18 protein-coding genes, 1 tRNA gene and 2 rRNA genes (1 of these 21 running past the window's edge) are annotated in these 16,660 nt (G+C 58.9%); 8 read left to right on the top strand and 13 right to left on the bottom strand.

Features of this window, described 5'->3' with window-relative positions; translation table 11 throughout:
- Positions 1-392 precede the first annotated feature (392 nt).
- On the bottom strand, positions 393-1,646 hold the full coding sequence (locus tag I6L47_RS15575) for a phosphatidylserine/phosphatidylglycerophosphate/cardiolipin synthase family protein (protein ID WP_216947804.1): 1,254 nt from the start codon (positions 1,644-1,646) through the stop codon (positions 393-395).
- A 73-nt stretch (positions 1,647-1,719) separates the two neighbouring features.
- Between I6L47_RS15575 and I6L47_RS15570 the strand changes: the two genes are divergently transcribed.
- Positions 1,720-1,896, top strand: a complete 177-nt coding sequence (locus I6L47_RS15570) for a hypothetical protein (protein WP_005339947.1) — start codon at positions 1,720-1,722, stop codon at positions 1,894-1,896.
- Here I6L47_RS15570 and I6L47_RS15565 read toward each other — a convergent pair.
- The 3 genes from I6L47_RS15565 to tatA all read right to left on the bottom strand — a co-directional run bounded on the left by I6L47_RS15565 (position 1,874) and on the right by tatA (position 4,005).
- Positions 1,874-3,295, bottom strand: coding sequence for a lytic transglycosylase F (locus I6L47_RS15565; RefSeq protein ID WP_021231555.1), 1,422 nt, complete (start codon positions 3,293-3,295; stop codon positions 1,874-1,876). The two genes, I6L47_RS15570 and I6L47_RS15565, sit on opposite strands and share 23 nt — an antisense overlap.
- 229 nt (positions 3,296-3,524) lie before the next feature.
- Entirely contained in the window at positions 3,525-3,827 is a 303-nt protein-coding gene (locus tag I6L47_RS15560) for a YfcZ/YiiS family protein (RefSeq protein ID WP_005339945.1), read from the bottom strand.
- 16 nt (positions 3,828-3,843) lie between these two features.
- A complete protein-coding gene (tatA, locus tag I6L47_RS15555; RefSeq protein ID WP_005339944.1) occupies positions 3,844-4,005 on the bottom strand; it encodes a twin-arginine translocase TatA/TatE family subunit in 162 nt (53 codons plus the stop codon).
- Between the two features lie 276 nt (positions 4,006-4,281).
- Here tatA and I6L47_RS15550 point away from each other — a divergent pair, with 276 nt between their 5' ends.
- Positions 4,282-5,250, top strand: coding sequence for a LysR family transcriptional regulator (locus I6L47_RS15550; RefSeq protein ID WP_005357635.1), 969 nt, complete (start codon positions 4,282-4,284; stop codon positions 5,248-5,250).
- 75 nt (positions 5,251-5,325) lie between these two features.
- Here I6L47_RS15550 and I6L47_RS15545 read toward each other — a convergent pair whose 3' ends face one another.
- Positions 5,326-5,925: a YhgN family NAAT transporter gene (locus I6L47_RS15545; RefSeq protein WP_013724175.1), complete on the bottom strand. Its 600-nt coding sequence runs from the start codon at positions 5,923-5,925 to the stop codon at positions 5,326-5,328.
- A gap of 99 nt (positions 5,926-6,024) precedes the next feature.
- On the bottom strand, positions 6,025-6,270 hold the full coding sequence (locus tag I6L47_RS15540) for a YecH family metal-binding protein (RefSeq protein ID WP_069555170.1): 246 nt from the start codon (positions 6,268-6,270) through the stop codon (positions 6,025-6,027).
- A 209-nt stretch (positions 6,271-6,479) separates the two neighbouring features.
- On the opposite strand from I6L47_RS15540, the gene I6L47_RS15535 reads away from it, so the two are divergent.
- Positions 6,480-7,763 (top strand): dicarboxylate/amino acid:cation symporter, encoded by a 1,284-nt coding sequence (locus I6L47_RS15535; protein ID WP_216947802.1) that lies wholly within the window; start codon positions 6,480-6,482, stop codon positions 7,761-7,763.
- 11 nt (positions 7,764-7,774) lie between these two features.
- On the opposite strand, the gene I6L47_RS15530 is transcribed toward I6L47_RS15535, so the two are convergent.
- Together I6L47_RS15530 and I6L47_RS15525 are read right to left on the bottom strand one after the other, a co-directional pair.
- Positions 7,775-8,089 carry a DUF2007 domain-containing protein gene (locus tag I6L47_RS15530; RefSeq protein ID WP_005339933.1) on the bottom strand — a complete coding sequence of 105 codons (315 nt, stop codon included), beginning with the start codon at positions 8,087-8,089 and terminating at the stop codon, positions 7,775-7,777.
- 9 nt (positions 8,090-8,098) lie between these two features.
- On the bottom strand, positions 8,099-9,001 hold the full coding sequence (locus I6L47_RS15525) for a LysR family transcriptional regulator (protein WP_216947800.1): 903 nt from the start codon (positions 8,999-9,001) through the stop codon (positions 8,099-8,101).
- Positions 9,002-9,097: 96 nt separating this feature from the next.
- Here I6L47_RS15525 and I6L47_RS15520 point away from each other — a divergent pair, with 96 nt between their 5' ends.
- Together I6L47_RS15520 and I6L47_RS15515 are read left to right on the top strand one after the other, a co-directional pair.
- Entirely contained in the window at positions 9,098-10,150 is a 1,053-nt protein-coding gene (locus tag I6L47_RS15520) for an HlyD family secretion protein (protein WP_021231553.1), read from the top strand.
- Positions 10,150-11,703 (top strand): DHA2 family efflux MFS transporter permease subunit, encoded by a 1,554-nt coding sequence (locus I6L47_RS15515; RefSeq protein ID WP_042052522.1) that lies wholly within the window; start codon positions 10,150-10,152, stop codon positions 11,701-11,703. Before I6L47_RS15520 ends, I6L47_RS15515 begins: the two co-directional genes overlap by 1 nt.
- A gap of 78 nt (positions 11,704-11,781) precedes the next feature.
- Here the strand turns inward: I6L47_RS15515 and I6L47_RS15510 are convergent, their stop codons facing one another.
- Positions 11,782-12,408: a lysoplasmalogenase gene (locus I6L47_RS15510; RefSeq protein ID WP_005348507.1), complete on the bottom strand. Its 627-nt coding sequence runs from the start codon at positions 12,406-12,408 to the stop codon at positions 11,782-11,784.
- Positions 12,409-12,583: 175 nt separating this feature from the next.
- On the opposite strand from I6L47_RS15510, the gene I6L47_RS15505 reads away from it, so the two are divergent.
- Positions 12,584-12,739, top strand: coding sequence for a hypothetical protein (locus I6L47_RS15505; protein WP_005348505.1), 156 nt, complete (start codon positions 12,584-12,586; stop codon positions 12,737-12,739).
- Between the two features lie 210 nt (positions 12,740-12,949).
- Here the strand turns inward: I6L47_RS15505 and I6L47_RS15500 are convergent, their stop codons facing one another.
- On the bottom strand, positions 12,950-14,068 hold the full coding sequence (locus tag I6L47_RS15500) for a fatty acid desaturase (RefSeq protein ID WP_216947798.1): 1,119 nt from the start codon (positions 14,066-14,068) through the stop codon (positions 12,950-12,952).
- 147 nt (positions 14,069-14,215) lie between these two features.
- Between I6L47_RS15500 and fabR the strand changes: the two genes are divergently transcribed.
- Both fabR and I6L47_RS15490 read left to right on the top strand, forming a co-directional pair.
- Positions 14,216-14,836: an HTH-type transcriptional repressor FabR gene (fabR, locus tag I6L47_RS15495; RefSeq protein ID WP_005339921.1), complete on the top strand. Its 621-nt coding sequence runs from the start codon at positions 14,216-14,218 to the stop codon at positions 14,834-14,836.
- 19 nt (positions 14,837-14,855) lie between these two features.
- Positions 14,856-15,221, top strand: a complete 366-nt coding sequence (locus tag I6L47_RS15490; RefSeq protein ID WP_139429529.1) for a YijD family membrane protein — start codon at positions 14,856-14,858, stop codon at positions 15,219-15,221.
- A 475-nt stretch (positions 15,222-15,696) separates the two neighbouring features.
- Here I6L47_RS15490 and I6L47_RS15485 read toward each other — a convergent pair.
- The 3 genes from I6L47_RS15485 to I6L47_RS15475 form a co-directional block, all read right to left on the bottom strand.
- Positions 15,697-15,773, bottom strand: a tRNA-Asp gene (locus tag I6L47_RS15485).
- A gap of 97 nt (positions 15,774-15,870) precedes the next feature.
- Positions 15,871-15,985: ribosomal RNA gene (gene rrf / locus I6L47_RS15480) — 5S ribosomal RNA — on the bottom strand.
- A 120-nt stretch (positions 15,986-16,105) separates the two neighbouring features.
- Positions 16,106-16,660, bottom strand: a 23S ribosomal RNA gene (locus tag I6L47_RS15475) (it continues 2,335 nt past the right edge of the window).

Genomic DNA, 16,660 nt, shown 5'->3' with positions numbered 1-16,660 from the left:
TGACATGTCCATGTCACCCCCTCGCAAATAGCATGTTCCATATTGGAGTCCGGCCACGCCGGGTCTCTGTTTCACTTTCCGATAGTTCGCGACCCATCTGAAGTGCGCGCCAATTGCAGCAATGCAACCGACCAGCTACCCGTTACAACCTTCATCCACACGGCAGACAAGCCACCGTGTTTGTCCTTGCAACTGAAATATTACGCATAAAAACAAAATAAAAAACGTTTTTATGCTAATTCCATTCACATCAGAGTACAAAAAACAGCCTTATCATCACCACTAAATTGTTATAAAACAGCAAGATAGATTCATGCATGGTTATTCACCCGCAAAGGGTATCAGCAATGGCTTACAAGGCTTTGCGAGATCTCGCACAAAAAATGGCCGCCTCACAGCCAACGGCGCAGGGGCAACCAGTCGCTAAGGCGGGCTATCAGTCGCCTTGACCACCCTTCGGGTTTGCGCGGCAATCCACCCGCCTGCTCCTGCCAGCGAGCCAGCCACATTCGCAGCGCCTCGCAGATCAGCGGGCAGTGCAAATGCAGCATCAGTTCGGTATTGAGAAACAGCGAGCGGGGATCGAGGTTGAGGCTGCCAAACAGCGCCCGCTCCTCCCCCAGCAGGATCAGCTTGGCGTGCAGGCTGCCGTGGCCATGGTCAAACTCGGCGACCCGGATCCCGCAGCGCAGCAACCAGCCGAGATAACGCTGATAGGCGCCATAGACCAGCGGCACATCGGTGCTGGCCAGCGAGTTGGTGAGAATGTCGATGGCGACCCCCTGCTGGCGCAGCCGCGCCAGACGGTGCCGAAACCCGCGAGTAAGGATGAGGTAAGGGGTCACCAACCCCAGCGAGCCGGGATTGTCAGCCAGCTGCCGCCAGAGCTGACGGGCAGTGGTGGGACGGGAGATAAGCCCCTTGCCGGGACGGTCGAACCACACCTCGGCCCGCCCCTCATGCCATTGCAGCGGCAAATCGCGCTCGTCAAACAGCGCCGCAGGCAGATCGTAGACCGTCGCCACCGCCGGATCCGTCATGGTAAACAGGAAGTCGTTGACCACCTCTATTTCGGCGGGCAGCAGCTCGCGGCGCAGCAGATGGCGGATGGGGTGACTCCAGCGGCTGTGCCAGAACTGCTCGAACCCCTGCACCATCTGCTGGCACAGTCCCCCCTGACAGGCAAGATCGAGATCCACGAAGGGAGCTTGCGGATCCAGACCGAAGTAGCGATCGCCGATGTTGCGCCCGCCGATCAGCGCCAGCTTGCCATCCACCAGCAGCAGCTTGTTGTGCATCCGGTGGTTGATGCGGCGAAAGCTGAGCAACCCCTCCAGCAGCAGTGCCAGCGGGCGCCAGCCCCGCAGCCAGAAGGGGTTGAACAGCCGCACCTCGATCCCCGGGTAGTGAGCCACCATCTCCAGAAAGCGGTTGTCACCGGCATAGAGATCATCCACCAGCAGCTGCACCTTGACACCGCGCCGGGCGGCGTGAAGCAGCTCGCTCAGAAGCAGCTTGCCGCTGCTGTCCTCCTCCCAGCTGTAGTACTGCGCCTGGATCCGCTCGCGGGCATGACGGATCCAGTGGCAGCGCACCTTGAGCGCCAGCAGGGGATCGTCGATCAGGGCAAAGGATCCGGGGATCATGGTGTCATCCTGCTGTCATGGCCGGGTGTCATAACGCTGGCGAGCCTCTTCACATATTCAAAAGGAGTTGCTGATGGAACTGCATGATACCCCGATGTTGCGCTATCTGGGCCAGCTCAGCCAGCCAGATCTCATCCCGGCCACCGGCCCTGCTCACTGGTTTTTGCAACACAGGGACGGTGGCTGGCAATTGCCGACCGTGCAGGCGACCCTGCCGGTCAACCGGCTCAGGGCTGAGCCGCTTCGATAGCGGCAGCCTTGCCCTCGATCTGGGGCAGGCTGAAACGATAGGCTACGTAGTACTTGTAGATGGTGCCGACATAGTTGATCGGCCCCTGTCCGACTTCGTTGGCCACCAGCTGATCCACGTTACCGAACCAGACATTGGGATCGAGCCCCAGTTTCTCCGCCTTGCCTCGCAGCGCCTGCACCCGGTTCGGCCCGGCGTTGTAGGCGGCAAGGGCAAACAGGTGGCGGTTGAGCCGATCCAGCTTGGGATCATTGAAGTAGGTATCGAGGATCAACCGCATGTAGCGGCAGGCGGCCTCCACATTTCCCTCCAGCGTGGTGAGTCTGGCGCCGTTGATGCCGACTTCCCGCCCCGTACTGGGCAGTAGCTGCATGAGGCCCACGGCCCCCTTGGGCGAACGCGCCTTGGGATTGAGGCCGGACTCCTTGTAGCCGAGCGCCGCCAGCATCAGCCAGTCGAGATCGTATTGATTGGCGTACTTCTCCAGCACTTTGCGAATGGTCGCGAGGCGCCCCATGGGATCCGGCGCCAGGATATTGCTCATCTGATCGCTGCGAACCAGCAACCGGCGCAGGGTCATGTCACTGTAAAGGCTGTTGCGGCTGACACTCGCCAGATAGCCATTGACCGCCTTGAGCAGCTCGGGGCTGTTCTTGCGCAGCGCCCAGGCGCTGGTGCCATTGCTGCGCAGGGGGATCAGCTTGTGGGCCTTGAGGCCGGAGATCATGCCACCCAGCCAAATCCGCCCCTTGTAGCTGTCAGTCACCGTCAGGGGAATAATGCCGGCGGCTACCATCTCCAGCAGATCACCATCCTGCAGGTATTCGGGCACCGTTTCGATATAGACGGGGGGCAGCCCCAGCTCGCGAAATAGCCAGTTGAGCTGGCGCAGACTCTCGTAGTAGCTGGAACTGGCGCGCACCCAGACCCGCCTGCCGGAGAGCTGGGTAATGCGGCTGAAGGCGGGCAGGCTCTGCTGGCTCACCACCCACTCCTCGATGGATGAAATGAGCGGTCGGGAGAAGGCCACCTGTTCACGCCGGGTCGGGGTCACCGTCATGGTTGCCGCCACCAGATCGCCACGCCCCTCGGTCAGATAGTCCAGCAGCTTGTCCTGACGCACCGGGATGTAGACCACCTTGAGTTTGACCTTCTCTTTGGCGAGATAGGTCTTGTTCAGCCAGCGCTCGAACCCTTGCAGCTGATTGACCAGAATGCCGTACTGGGCGCCGCGATCGAGAAAGTAGAAGCCGCGCTCATAGACCACCAGAGCCCTGAGTTCGCGCTTTTGCAGAATGCTTTCGAGGTCCCCGGGTTGGGGCAGACGCTGTGGCTTGAGTTCAGCCGCCAGCAGGGGAAAACAGCAGAGGGCCAGCAGAGCCCAGATCCAGCGTCGCATCACGATGGCTGCCCCTGTGCTGACGTCACACCTGCTGCCTGTTGGCAGCACGGATCACGATAGAGGCTGGGATTGGGAGCAGAGATCCATCGCTGCGTCATGATGTTTGCGCCTTCTGTTGGCCGACTCGCGCCGGGCAAAAACGTCTGTGGGATAGAGTAACTATAGAACGCCGACCCACAGCAGAAGGGTCAACACGGCAGGCAAACCTGCCGCGTTATCAGACAACTCAGATAGAGCGGGCCCGCATTTCGAAAATCAGTTTTTCGGCGGTGCAGGTGAATTGCAGGCGGGCTTTCAGGATCACGCCGTTAGCGCCCTGGGTCAGTTCGCTGCTCACTTGAGCTTCGGCAGTGACCTGTTTGGCCAGTGCTTCATAGGCAGCCAGCTTGGCGCGGGCATCCGCCTCGGCAGCGGCTTCAATCACCAGATCCATCACATCGTCGCCTTCGCCGATGATGGTGCCGATCTCGGCAAAACAGCCGCAGCTGTCACAGGTTTCGTTCAGTTCAACTTTCTCGTCTACAGACATTTTCTACTCCTACTGCTTATTTCGGATGATTTGCGTCGTCACGCATCGCCTTGCGAAAATCTTTGATGGCGGTACCCAGATCCTCACCTGCACTGGCAAGACGCTTGCTGCCGAAGACCAGCACAACAACCAGCAAGAGGATCAGCATATGCCAGATATGAATTCCACCGAGTCCCATAGGGATACTCCCTCACAAAGAGATATCTGTTACTTGTATCAAAATAGAGCGCAGGGATTGTTGGGCAAAATCAAGGCAGGTGCAAGTGAGCAAATAAATCATAGCCAAAAAATAGGGCGACCCTGAGGTCGCCATATTGATTGTGCTACATGTCCCCTCAACCGCTACATCCTGTACCAGTGGTTCATGCGAACCTGAGACCATTCGAGGATAAGATCGCCAAGATATGAAAACAAATGGTATAAATTCATCTTAGAATTGAAGAGGATTCATATCATGCTGCTGGAACAACTGGGTCGCATCGACCTCAATTTGCTGATTATCCTGCAGGTACTGCTGGAGGAGCGCAACGGCAGCAAGGCGGCACGCCGCCTTCATCTGAGCCAGTCCGCCGTCAGCAAAGCCCTCGGCCGTCTGCGCGATACCTTCAATGATCCCCTCTTCATCCGCTCTGCCTACGGGCTGGAACCCACCGGCCGCGCCCTTGCGCTGCAACAGCAGTTGCAGCCCATCCTGCTGTCGCTGGACAACCTGATCCAGCCGCCCGAGTTCGACCCCGCCAGCTCGGAGCGAGAGTTCGTCATCGCCAGCATGGACAGCGCCTTCACCCTGTTTGCCCCGCTCTACCTGAGCGAGCTGAAGCGGCAGGCACCAAGGATCCGCTTGCGTTACGAGGAGTGGACCGAGAACAGTCTGACCGAGATGAGTCAGGGACAGGTGGACATCGCCTTCGCGGTGCGAGAGAACTGCATCAGCTCCGATTATCGGCTCGATACCCTGCCCGACAGCATCTGTCAGCGAGTGCTGGCTGTCGATGATCTCACCTGTCTGGTGCAGCAGCACCACCCCGCGCTGCGAGAGCCCAACTGGAATCTGGAGCACTACCTCAGCTATCCCCATGTACAGACTTACTGCGAGGGGCGGGACCGCTGGATGCTGGATCACAAGCTGGCAGAGCAGGATCTCTACCGGCGTATCGAGGCAACCGTACCCTCCTTCGAGGCTGCGCTGCGGATGGGGATGCACTCCGACATGATAGTGACCCTCTCCAGGCTCTACGCCCGCCACGCTACCCAGGTCTATCCGCTGTTACAGCTGCCGCTGCCCATCGGGTTGGACAGCATCTCCCATCTGCTCATCTGGCATCAGCGTCACAGCGAGGATCCGGGCCACCGCTGGCTGCGGGAATTGCTGCTGTCCCTCATCATGAGCAAACTGGAACCCGCTGCGACCACTCACGGGTGACGGTACGCCTGCTCGGCGGCACAAAAAACGGGGCTCTGCGTAGCCCCGTTTCATTCACTTCAAGATGTAACCCACTCAGCCCTGACCGGTCACCGCCAGATAGTGATGTACCCCGTCCAGCAACATCTGGACCGAGATCATCACCAGCAGCATGCCCATCAGCCGCTCCACCGCAGTGAGTCCCCGCTCACCCAACAGCTTGTTGAATACCTCGTAGAACATCAGGATCACCGCGCTGGCAGCCCAGGCCAGAAAGAGTGCCAGCGACCAGTCCACCATCCGGGTCGGCTCCTGATTGGCCAGCAGCATCAAGGAGGCGAGGATCGAGGGGCCGGCAATCATCGGGATCGCCATCGGCACCAGGAAGGGCTCCTCGCCCGCCGCCAGCCCGGTCACGCCCCCCTCACTCGGGAAGATCATCTTGATGGCGATCAGGAACAGGATAATGCCCCCCGCAATGCTGACCGCCTCCTGCCGCAGGTTGAGGAAGCCGAGGATCTGCTGACCAACGAACAGGAACAGCATCATGATGGCCAGCGAGAAGAGCAGCTCGCGCACCATCACCTTGCGACGTCGCTTGGGATCGATATGACGCAGGATAGAGAGGAAGACCGGCAGGTTGCCCAGCGGGTCCATGATCAGAAACAGCATGACTGCGGCAGAAAAAGTATCCATACAACGTCCGGGCTACGCCCTGAATAGGGAAAATAGAGGGGGCGAAATATAGCAAAGGGCGAAGAATTGAGCGAGCGCCATGATGCGCTCGCAGCGGGATTAACCGTGGTTGCAGATCTTGTCGGCACGGGTCTGGAAACCCTCGGCCGAGTCGATGAATTTGCCGCGAGCAGCCAGAAAGTCGATCAATGCTTCCGCATCCATCTCGCTGGCGCTGCAGGTATGAAAACGGGCCTCGGCACCAAACCGCTCTGCCATCGCCAGCTTCAGGCTGGCACGGGTAAATTGCCCTCCTTGCGCCAGCATCATCTCCATCACTTCGTGACCATGAACCGATTGCGACATCTCTCACCTCAATAATGAACATATTTAATGCCAATTAAATATCTCCACGCCCGGAGGGATCTTGATATAGGCCAATAAATTGCGCATTACCTGGTCAGGAGAGTGGTCACCGCCACCGCTTTGTCGATAATGTGGCAACCCGCGTCAGGGATCGCTACACTGGCGCCCCTTTTTGGCCATCGCAGACAATGTATAAGGATATTGGCGTCATGCTGTTCCATGGAGAGGCTCTCAAGCCCTGGCAGATCTGGACCCGCCGACCACTCTGGCTCAAGACCCTGATCGGTATGCTGACAGGGGTGGGTCTGGGCGTCGGCTTTGAAGAGCAAGCCCTGCTGCTCAAGCCCCTTGGCGTCCTGTTCGTCAACACCATCCAGATGCTGATGGTGCCCCTCATTTTCTGCTCGGTCATCGCCGGTCTCACCTCGCTGCTCAAGGGCAAGGCCCTCGATCGCATCGGCAGCAAGGCGATCTGCCTCTACTTCTGCTCGACCGCCATCGCCATTTGCATCGGCCTGATGATGGGCTGGCTGCTGGAGCCCGGCATGGGTGCCGACATGGGCCCCTATGAGCGGATCGGTATGTCGGAACCACCCACCCTGGCCAGCGTGCTGAGCCATCTGGTGCCGAGCAACCCGGTACAGGCGATGGTGGATGGCAAGATCCTGCAAGTGATCGTCTTTGCGGTGGCGCTGGCGGTCGCCCTCAATGCCAGCGGTCGCCGTGGCCGTCCCGCCATCCTCTTCTTCATCTCGCTGGCCGAGGGGATGTTCAAGCTGACCCAGATGGTGATGGCACTCGCCCCTTATGGTGTCTGCGCCCTGATGGCCTGGATGACCGGCAAATATGGCATCGACCTGCTGCTGCCCCTGCTCAAGGTGATCGGCGCCGTCTACCTCGGCTGCCTACTGCACGTGCTCGGGGTCTACAGCACCCTGCTGCTCCTGCTGGCACGGCTCAATCCGCTGCACTACTTCAAGAGCATCGTTGATGCCCAAGCGGTGGCCTTCACCAGCAGCTCCAGCAACTCCACCCTGCCCATCAGTCTGGCCTGCGCCGAGAAGCGGCTGGGAGTCTCCCCCGCCATCACCGCCAAGGTGCTGCCCATCGGCGCCACCATCAACATGGATGGCACCGCCCTCTATCAGGGAGTGACTGCGCTGTTCGTGGCTCAGGCATTCGGGGTGGATCTGCACATGGTCGATTATCTGACCATCATCAGCATCGCCACCCTGGCCAGTATCGGTACGGCAGGTACCCCTGGCACCGGGCTGATGCTGCTGACCCTGACCCTGACGGCGGTGGGCTTGCCGCTGGAAGGGGTGGCACTGATTGCAGGCATTGACCGGATCCTCGACATGGCGCGCACCACGGTCAATGTATCGGGGGATATTCTGGTATCGGTGCTGATCGCCCGCAGCGAAAACGAGCTGGATCTGGCGACCTATCACGATGCCAGCGCAGGGGAAGATATCGAGTTCCCGCCGCGCTAGCGGAAGAAAGCTCAGCTGTCGTGGGGATCGTGGTGACAGCGCCAGCAGACGTCGAAGTTGGCGCCGTTCTCCTCCCCGCACTGGCCGCACAGCCAGCCATTACCCTGACGCTGCTGGTAACGCTCGATGACCCGTCCTGCCTTGCTGCGATCCTCGGCCCGCACCATCAGGGTCACCTGCAACATGTCGACCGGCAGTTCGCCAAGGGCGCCCGACAGCCCCTCGCCATTGAGGCGCACCAGCACCCCTTCCGCCTCCAGCGCCCCTTTCAACGCGTGTGCCTCCAGGGTGTGTGAGGCGCGATAGAGATTGATCCAGTTATCCATAGCTCCCCCTTACAACAACTTGTCGATGCCAAACTCGGCGCCGTTATCAATCATGAAATCGATGAATGCCCGCAACTTGCGCGGCATCAGTTGCCGCTCCGGAAACAGCAAATAAATCGGCACCCTGGGTTGCTGCCAGTCTGGCAGCAGGATCACCAGCTCGCCGCTGGCCAGCTCATCCTGACAGAGCATAGCGGGTAACGAGGCCAACCCCAGCCCCGCCTTCGCCGCCTCCCGGGCACAGGTAATATTATTGACCCGAAAACGGGATGGGGGGTCAACCAGCACCTCTCTGCCATCCAGCTCGAAACACCAGTGAGAGGCGAGAAACCCGCTGCTCACCGTCACCCGCTCGTGGTTGGCCAGATCCTCCGGCCGCTCGATGACCGGACTACGGGCCAGATAGTCCGGGCTGGCACAGAGCAGCCTTCCGGTGCTCCAGAGTCGGCGCGCCGCCAGATTGGAGTCGCTCATGTCGCCAATCCGCACCACCGCATCCAGCCCTTCGCTGATGGGGTCCACCACCCGGTTGGTCAGCTCCAGCTCCACCTGCAGGGCGGGATAGGCCTGCAAAAACTTGGCGACCAAGCGCCCGACCACCAGTTGCCCCGTCTCGATGGGCACCGCCAGTTTGAGGGTACCGGTCACCTCCTGCTGGCTGGCGCTCAGCATCAGCTCGGCTTCGGTCAGGGCATCGACCGCCTTGCTGCAGTGCAGGTAGTACTTCTCCCCCTCCTCGGTCAAAGTAAGCTGACGGGTGGAGCGATAGAGCAGGCGTACACCGAGCCGCTGTTCCAGCTCGGCGATGCGGCGGCTGACCATCGCCTTGGTCATCCCCAACTCACGGGCAGCCCCCGTAAACGAGCCCTTGTCGACGATACGCACCAGAATTAACGCGGCATTGAGATCCATTGTTGCACCAGTGAAACTGTATATCTCGTGAACCAATACTAATCGAAACAGTTGACCAGTGTTAGCCTGCGCCCCTTAAGTTCAGGAATCACAAAAATGAGTCAACACAAAAAAATTCCCCTGCTGGCAGCCATGATATTGGCACTGCTCGGTCTGCTGTTCGCCGGTTACTGGTATCTTCACGGCCGCTATTTTGAAAGCACCGACAACGCCTATCTGCAAAGTGAAGTGACCGGGATCAGCTCCAAGCTGCCCGGCTATATCCGCGAAGTGCTGGTCACCGACAACCAGCCGGTCAAAGCGGGCCAACTGATCGCCCGGCTCGATGATCGCGAATACAAAACCAGGGTCGCGGAGGCCGAAGCCGACCTGCGCCTCAATCAGGCGACGGCCGAAAATCTGGCCGCCACCCGCACCCAACAACTGAGCCTGATCCAGCAGGCCGAGGCCAAAGTCGCCTCCGCCAATGCCGAACAGCTGCGCGCCAGCCAGCAGGTCAACCGGATCAGTCAGCTCAACCAGCGCCACTACAGCTCGCAAGACAGTCTGGACGAGGTGCGTGCCGGCCTGCAGGTCAATCAGGCGCAAGCCCGGGAGGCCCAAGCCGCCCTGCAAGCGGCCCGTGAGCGACTGCTGGTACTGGATGCCGAGCGCAAACAGAATCTGGCCAAGCTGGCATTGAGCGAAGCACAACTGGAGCAGGCCAAGCTGGAGCTCGGCTACACCGAACTGCGGGCGCCTGCCGACGGCATCATCGGCAAGCGCAGCCTGCGGGAAGGGCTCTACGTCCAGTCCGGCATGCAGGTCGCCAGTTTGGTGCCGCTGCAACAGGTGTGGGTCGAGGCCAACTTCAAGGAGACCCAGCTCGCCCATATGCAGCCGGGCCAGAAGGTCGAAGTGGTACTCGATGCCTACCCGGATCAACCGGTCGAAGGGATCATCGACAGCCTGGCCCCGGCGACCGGCGCCAAGTTCGCCCTGCTGCCACCGGAGAATGCTACCGGCAACTTCACCAAAATCGTGCAGCGGGTACCGGTCAAGATCCGCATCCCCGAGCCGGGCCCGCTGGCAGGCAAGTTGCTGCCGGGTCTCTCCACCGAAGTGATCGTGGATACCCGCACTCCTGAGCCCGTGGTGGCTGCCAACTGATGGAACCCATTCCACGTCGCAACTGGATCGCGGTCATGGGGGGCCTTATCGGCGCCTTTATGGCCATCCTCGATATCCAGATCACCAATGCCTCCCTGAAGGACATTCAGGGGGCCCTGTCAGCCACCCTGAGCGAGAGCTCCTGGATCTCCACCTCCTATCTGGTGGCGGAGATGATCGCCATCCCCCTGAGCGGCTGGTTGAGCCGGGGGTTGAGTGTGCGCCGTTACCTGCTCTGGACCACCGGTGCGTTTATCGCCGCCTCCGTGCTCTGCTCGTTCAGCTGGAACCTCACCAGCATGATCGTCTTCCGGGCGCTGCAAGGCTTCACCGGCGGGGCGCTGATCCCGATGGCCTTTTCCCTCATCGTCACCCTGTTGCCGCTACAGAAGCGGGCCACCGGCATGGCGCTTTTTGGCCTCTGCGCCACCTTCGCCCCCGCCATCGGCCCGACCCTCGGTGGCTGGCTCACCGAGCAGATGTCGTGGCACTACATCTTCTATCTCAACGTGCCGCCGGGACTGCTGGTGATGGCCATGCTGGCCCACGGGCTTGATAAAAAACCGGTGGACTGGGCCGTGATCAAGCGGGTGGATCTCATCGGGATTGTCACCATGGCGCTTGGCCTCGGCTTGCTGGAGGTGGTATTGGAGGAGGGCAACCGGGAGGACTGGTTCGGCTCAAGCTTCATCGTGCGACTGGCGGTCATCTCGGCGGTGGCGCTGGTGTTCTTTGTCATCAGCCAGCTGATCCGCCGTCACCCGCTGGTCAATCTGCGGCTGCTGCACAACCCGCGCTTCGCACTCGCCTGTTTTGCCTACCTGATCCTCGGCATGGCGCTGATGGGATCTATCTATGTGTTGCCGCTCTACATGACCCAGATCCACAACTACAACGCGCTGGAAATCGGCGAAGTCCTGATGTGGATGGGACTACCGCAACTGCTGGTGTTGCCGCTGGTGCCCAAACTGACCCACAAGATAGACCCGCGCTATCTGGTGAGTTTCGGCTTCCTGATCTTCGCCGTCAGCTGCTTTATGAACGTCAACATGAGTGCCGACTACGCCGGGCCGCAGCTGATCCAGTCGCTCATCGTGCGGGCGCTGGGGCAGCCCTTCATCATGGTGCCGCTCTCCCTGGTCGCCACCGCCAGCCTGAGCCACGACGAGATCCCCTCCTCCTCGACCCTGCTCAACGTGCTGCGCAACCTCGGTGGTGCGTTCGGTATCGCCATCATCGCGACCATGCTCGACAACGATACCCGCACCCACGTGCTGCAAATTGGCAGCACTCTGGCCGCCAGCAGTATCGAGGGGCAGAGCTATCTGCTGCAACTGGCCCAGAGCATGATGGCGCAGGGTTCAGGCCCCGAGATAGCCCAGCAACAAGCCCACGCCATGCTGGCCAATACCATCAACCGGGAGGCGGCCATCATGGCCTACAACCAGGTGTTCTACATCATGGGGATCTTCCTTCTGATCGCCAGCGCACTGATGCTGTTGCTCAAATCCCCCGCCCCACGGGCTGCGGATGCCGAACCGCTAGAGGCGTGAAAAACCGCCGGGCATAAAACGAAAAACGGGCCAAGGCCCGTTTTTCGTTATCTGTTACCTGCACTCAACCAAAAGGCGTTATCCCGCCAGCGACCCTGCAATCAGGAATTGCGCTGCGAAGTAGCTACTCATCACCCAGGCGCGGGCGTGGGGAAAGGGGCGGCGGAAGCGATCGAGCGCCAGCATGCTGTCGGAGAAGAGGAACATCAGCGCCCCCACCAGAGCGGCGGCAGAACCGGCAGTGAGAGAGGCGTGCCAGGCACCGGCGGCCACCCAGGCCATGCCAATGATCACCAGCATGTAGCAGAAGACCGGGATCCGCATCTCCCCCAGCTTGCCCCACAGCAGGCCAAAAACCATGCCAGCGATCAGCAACAGCAGCAAACCATCCACCAGATTGAGCAACAACGGCCCCTGGGCAAAACCGACGATATAGCAGAGATGCGCGACAAGAAATGCCGCCAACCCCTGAATGAAGCGATCGCTTGGCAACATCAGCAGCACATCGCCCGCCAGCGAGAGGCAGAGGCCAAGCAGGATCCAGGCGTGTGAGCCATCGTGGTCATAACTCTGGTAGCCGAACGCCAACGCGATGATAAGCAGCATGGTCAGCGGCTTGCTGATATAGAACTGGCGGCTGTCTGAACCATAGGCAGCACGGATATGCCACCAACCTGAAGCGATGATCAAGAAACTCAATAACATGCCCTGCTCCTCACCTGTTGCTCGCAGTCATACGGCAACCGTTTTTATCATGGTGCAGGGTAACAAATTCCCTCCCCCAGTGGCAGGGGTGCTTATCAAATGGGCAGGCTAAGCCTAAAGTCTAATTGCCGCACCGAGTGGTTCAGGGCATAAGTGACGGGTCTGGAGGATCACCATGGAAGAAGCTATGAAGAACTATCTGCCCGCCATCGATATCATGATGTGCCATCTGGGGATCAGCTTTGAGCAGGCCTGTGAACAACTGGGTCTTAGCCAGCAGGAGCAACAGGCGCTGGATCAGTTGCAGCAACAGCAGAGCCAAGCCAACTAAGCCCTCCCGTTATTGGATATCATGATGCGCCATCTGGGGATCAGCTTTGAGCAGGCCTGTGAACAACTGGGTCTCAGCCAGCAGGAGCAACAGGCACTGGATCAGTTGCAGCAACAGCAGAGCCAAGCCAACTAGCTTGAGTTGAATCATAAAAGAGAAGACCGCCAGCAGGCGGTCTTCTCCTTTAGTCTCTGTGATAATCGGACGGCATCATGCAATACCTGCCAGCAAACGACTCCAGTTGCGTTTACCTGCGATAAAGCCGTCCCGCAGGGCCCGATACTCCAGTTGCAGCTTGAGGCGGTCATAGCGCGCCAGCGCCTTGCGCTTGCGCAGCTCCAGCAGCCGCTTGCGACTGGCATAATAGTGTTGCAACTGCTGGCTCAGCTTGTCGTATTCCTCCTGCAGCAGCGCCTGCCACAGTTCTCGATCTTCCTGCTTGCGCAACTTGGCTTGTGCCCGTTTCAGCTGCATCTGCAGCCGGGCCTGCTCGATACGCTCCTCCGGCGAAGATCTGAGATCCCCCGCCAGACCACACCAGGAGGCGAGCCGGATCAACCACTTGGTCGGATCGAACTGCCACCAGTGAATGCCGTTGCGGTAGTCATTCTCGAACAGGTGGTGAAAGTTGTGATACCCCTCGCCAAAGGTGAAAAAGGCCAGGATGCCGTTATCGCGAGCGGTATTGCGGTCGGTATAGGGCTGACTGCCCCAGATATGGGCCAGCGAGTTGATGAAGAAGGTGGTGTGGTGAGTCATCACCATTCTCAGCACGCCCGCCAACAGCAACATGCCGAGCAAGTCCCCGTGCCACAGGCCGAGCAGCAGCGGCAGCCCCACATTAGCCGCCAGTGCCAGCGTCAGATAGTGACGGTGCTGAAACGCGACCACCGGGTTGTTCTGCAGATCACGCACATTGCTGTAATCGCCATAGAGATCTCCCTGATGCTCCCGCAGCATCCAGCCGATGTGGGAATACCAGAAACCGCGCCCCGCGCTGTAGGGGTCTTTATCGTTGTCATCCACATGACGATGGTGACGGCGGTGATCGGCCGACCAGTGCAGGGCAGAATTCTGCAGCGCCAACGCACCGCCGATGGCAAATAACCACTGCAAAGCGGGGTGCGCCTTGTAAGCCTTGTGCGACCAGAGCCGGTGATAGCCTGCGGTGATGGAGAGACCACTCAGGCAGAACAACAACAGGAAACTGGCCCACTGCCAGAAATCGTAACCGTGGCTCATGCCGTACCAGGGTACGACAATCAACGCCACTATCCCGGAGAGGGAAAACAGAAGGGTATTGGTCAAAATAATGGGGGGTCTGGCCATCTCATTGCATCCTTTCAGCGAACAGCTGTTAGCCATTTTCTATGGTGATTTCCTCACGGTCAATGGTAAAAAAGTAGGATACAAACCTGATCCTGAGGCGCCTTCGGGTTATCATTTGTCCTCGTTAAGCTGAAGGTGACTGATTTCGTGGGTATTCGCGCTCAACAAAAAGAAAAAACCCGGCGTACATTGATCGATGCTGCATTCAGCCAACTGTGCGCCAATCGGAGTTTCTCCAATCTCAGCCTGCGGGAAGTCGCTCGCGAAGCGGGTATCGCGCCCACCTCTTTCTATCGCCACTTTCGCGATATGGAGGAGCTGGGCCTGACCCTGGTTGACGAAGGAGGCCTTACCCTGCGCCAACTGATGCGCCAGGCACGCCAGCGCATTGCCGGTGGTGGCAGTGTCATCAGCACCTCGGTGCAGACCTTTATGGAGTTCGTCGAGAACAACCCCAACATCTTCCGGCTGCTGCTGCGGGAACGCTCCGGCACCTCGGCCGCCTTTCGTCAGGCAGTGGCTCGCGAAATCCAGCACTTTATCGCAGAGCTGACCGATTATCTGGAAGCTACCACCGAAGCACCACGGGAAGATGCCTACATCCAGGCAGAAGCCATGGTCACCATCGTCTTCAGTGCCGGTGCCGATGCACTCGACATGACCAGCGAAGAGTGCCGTGCACTCTCCGACCGAACAATTCGCCAACTGCGGATGATCGCCATGGGCGCCGAGGTACAAAACCAGAAGCGCCGTGAACCTCACCCATGACCACAGGATGGAGAACGATATGACTGAACAGCTTATGATTCCGAAAAAACCGCTCGCCATGGCCATGCTGATTGGTATCTGTGGCGATGCCTCTCTGGCCGTGCTGACCAACTCGGTTGTGCCTTTCTCCTTCTTCCCGCTGATTGCCCTCTGGCTGGCGGCCTATCAGCTGTTCCAGCACTATCGCCATGAACCCATGGTGGGCAACACCCCCATCTGCACCCTGCTCTGCTTCTTTATCGGTGCCTTCGGCCACTCAGCGCTGCTCAAGGTGCAATACCCGGAGCTTGGCAGCAACTTCTTCTCCCTGATCATGATGCTGCTGTTACTGGCGGCCCTCTCCATCAAGCTCGGCCTGAGCATTGGCAACAAAGAGAAGCCCTGATAAATAGACCGAGTGATGGTAATCAGCTGATACATAAAGCAAAGAGGCCTTCCCGTCGGGAAGGCCTCTTTGCTTGAACAGTACCTGATTAATCCGGCAATCTCGGTATTCCCAACCTAGCCAAGCTGCTGGGCTTCAAGATCGATGTGCAGATGGAAGAGGGGTCGTCAATATGGAACTGCCCTGTAGTCAGCAAGCGGCAGAAGCCTGATTTGACCACCTGCAGGATCGTTCAAATGGCTGTAAATGAAGCTGATATAACGCAGATATAGCCAGAAAATGATGGAAATAACCGGCTATCTGGCACTCTCTCGGCAGGGAAAAGCCAGATATTGGTGATTTAAGGCGCTTAAAATACAAAAGCCCGGTCGTGAAGCCGGGCTTTGTGTTGATTCTGGTGTGCAACCATCGGGGTCAGTGGGTAAAAACGCCCATAGCAAAAAGGCCTTCCCAATCGGGAAGGCCTTCAAATTATTGGCGGAGCGGACGGGACTCGAACCCGCGACCCCCGGCGTGACAGGCCGGTATTCTAACCGACTGAACTACCGCTCCGCATTCGGTTAGCTTGCGCTAAATCTTCTGCTGCTTCTTCTGAGGTGTCATCCTCGCAGCCAGTGACGTGATTCTTCACATCGCTGTTTAATTGGGTGCCTGGCAGTGTCCTACTCTCGCATGGCGAATGCCACACTACCATCGGCGCTACCGCGTTTCACTTCTGAGTTCGGCATGGGATCAGGTGGTTCCACGGCGCTATGGCCGCCAGGCAAATTCTTAATCTAGAAAGCTGACGTGAGTAGTGATGTTGCGCTTGGCTTGTCACTATCACTGAATTTGAGTAGTTCGTTCTATTTGCTACAAGCCTTAGAACACTTCTTGGGTGTTGTATGGTTAAGCCTCACGGGTAATTAGTATGGGTTAGCTCAACACGTCGCCGCGCTTACACACCCCACCTATCAACGTTGTGGTCTCCAACGGCCCTTTAGGACCCTCAAGGGGTCAGGGATGACTCATCTCAGGGCTCGCTTCCCGCTTAGATGCTTTCAGCGGTTATCGATTCCGAACTTAGCTACCGGGCAGTGCCACTGGCGTGACAACCCGAACACCAGAGGTTCGTTCACTCCGGTCCTCTCGTACTAGGAGCAACTCCCTTCAATCATCCAACGCCCACGGCAGATAGGGACCGAACTGTCTCACGACGTTCTGAACCCAGCTCGCGTACCACTTTAAATGGCGAACAGCCATACCCTTGGGACCGACTTCAGCCCCAGGATGTGATGAGCCGACATCGAGGTGCCAAACACCGCCGTCGATATGAACTCTTGGGCGGTATCAGCCTGTTATCCCCGGAGTACCTTTTATCCGTTGAGCGATGGCCCTTCCATTCAGAACCACCGGATCACTATGACCTACTTTCGTACCTGCTCGACCTGTCCGTCTCG

Source organism: Aeromonas sp. FDAARGOS 1417, assembly GCF_019046985.1.
In the GTDB taxonomy this organism is placed as follows: domain Bacteria; phylum Pseudomonadota; class Gammaproteobacteria; order Enterobacterales; family Aeromonadaceae; genus Aeromonas; species Aeromonas veronii.
This window is presented reverse-complemented; position numbering and strand designations above follow the sequence as displayed.

Excerpts from the sequence above, each read along its gene's own strand:
- I6L47_RS15565 (WP_021231555.1), bottom strand. The coding sequence starts at position 3,295 with ATGCGACGCTGGATCTGGGCTCTGCTGGCCCTCTGCTGTTTTCCCCTG.
- I6L47_RS15500 (WP_216947798.1), bottom strand. The coding sequence starts at position 14,068 with ATGGCCAGACCCCCCATTATTTTGACCAATACCCTTCTGTTTTCCCTC.
- I6L47_RS15520 (WP_021231553.1), top strand. The coding sequence starts at position 9,098 with ATGAGTCAACACAAAAAAATTCCCCTGCTGGCAGCCATGATATTGGCA.
- I6L47_RS15525 (WP_216947800.1), bottom strand. The coding sequence starts at position 9,001 with ATGGATCTCAATGCCGCGTTAATTCTGGTGCGTATCGTCGACAAGGGC.
- I6L47_RS15490 (WP_139429529.1), top strand. The coding sequence starts at position 14,856 with ATGACTGAACAGCTTATGATTCCGAAAAAACCGCTCGCCATGGCCATG.
- I6L47_RS15515 (WP_042052522.1), top strand. The coding sequence starts at position 10,150 with ATGGAACCCATTCCACGTCGCAACTGGATCGCGGTCATGGGGGGCCTT.
- I6L47_RS15505 (WP_005348505.1), top strand. The coding sequence starts at position 12,584 with ATGGAAGAAGCTATGAAGAACTATCTGCCCGCCATCGATATCATGATG.
- I6L47_RS15550 (WP_005357635.1), top strand. The coding sequence starts at position 4,282 with ATGCTGCTGGAACAACTGGGTCGCATCGACCTCAATTTGCTGATTATC.
- I6L47_RS15570 (WP_005339947.1), top strand. The coding sequence starts at position 1,720 with ATGGAACTGCATGATACCCCGATGTTGCGCTATCTGGGCCAGCTCAGC.
- I6L47_RS15545 (WP_013724175.1), bottom strand. The coding sequence starts at position 5,925 with ATGGATACTTTTTCTGCCGCAGTCATGCTGTTTCTGATCATGGACCCG.
- I6L47_RS15560 (WP_005339945.1), bottom strand. The coding sequence starts at position 3,827 with ATGTCTGTAGACGAGAAAGTTGAACTGAACGAAACCTGTGACAGCTGC.
- I6L47_RS15510 (WP_005348507.1), bottom strand. The coding sequence starts at position 12,408 with ATGTTATTGAGTTTCTTGATCATCGCTTCAGGTTGGTGGCATATCCGT.
- I6L47_RS15530 (WP_005339933.1), bottom strand. The coding sequence starts at position 8,089 with ATGGATAACTGGATCAATCTCTATCGCGCCTCACACACCCTGGAGGCA.
- tatA (WP_005339944.1), bottom strand. The coding sequence starts at position 4,005 with ATGGGACTCGGTGGAATTCATATCTGGCATATGCTGATCCTCTTGCTG.
- I6L47_RS15575 (WP_216947804.1), bottom strand. The coding sequence starts at position 1,646 with ATGATCCCCGGATCCTTTGCCCTGATCGACGATCCCCTGCTGGCGCTC.
- I6L47_RS15540 (WP_069555170.1), bottom strand. The coding sequence starts at position 6,270 with ATGTCGCAATCGGTTCATGGTCACGAAGTGATGGAGATGATGCTGGCG.
- I6L47_RS15535 (WP_216947802.1), top strand. The coding sequence starts at position 6,480 with ATGCTGTTCCATGGAGAGGCTCTCAAGCCCTGGCAGATCTGGACCCGC.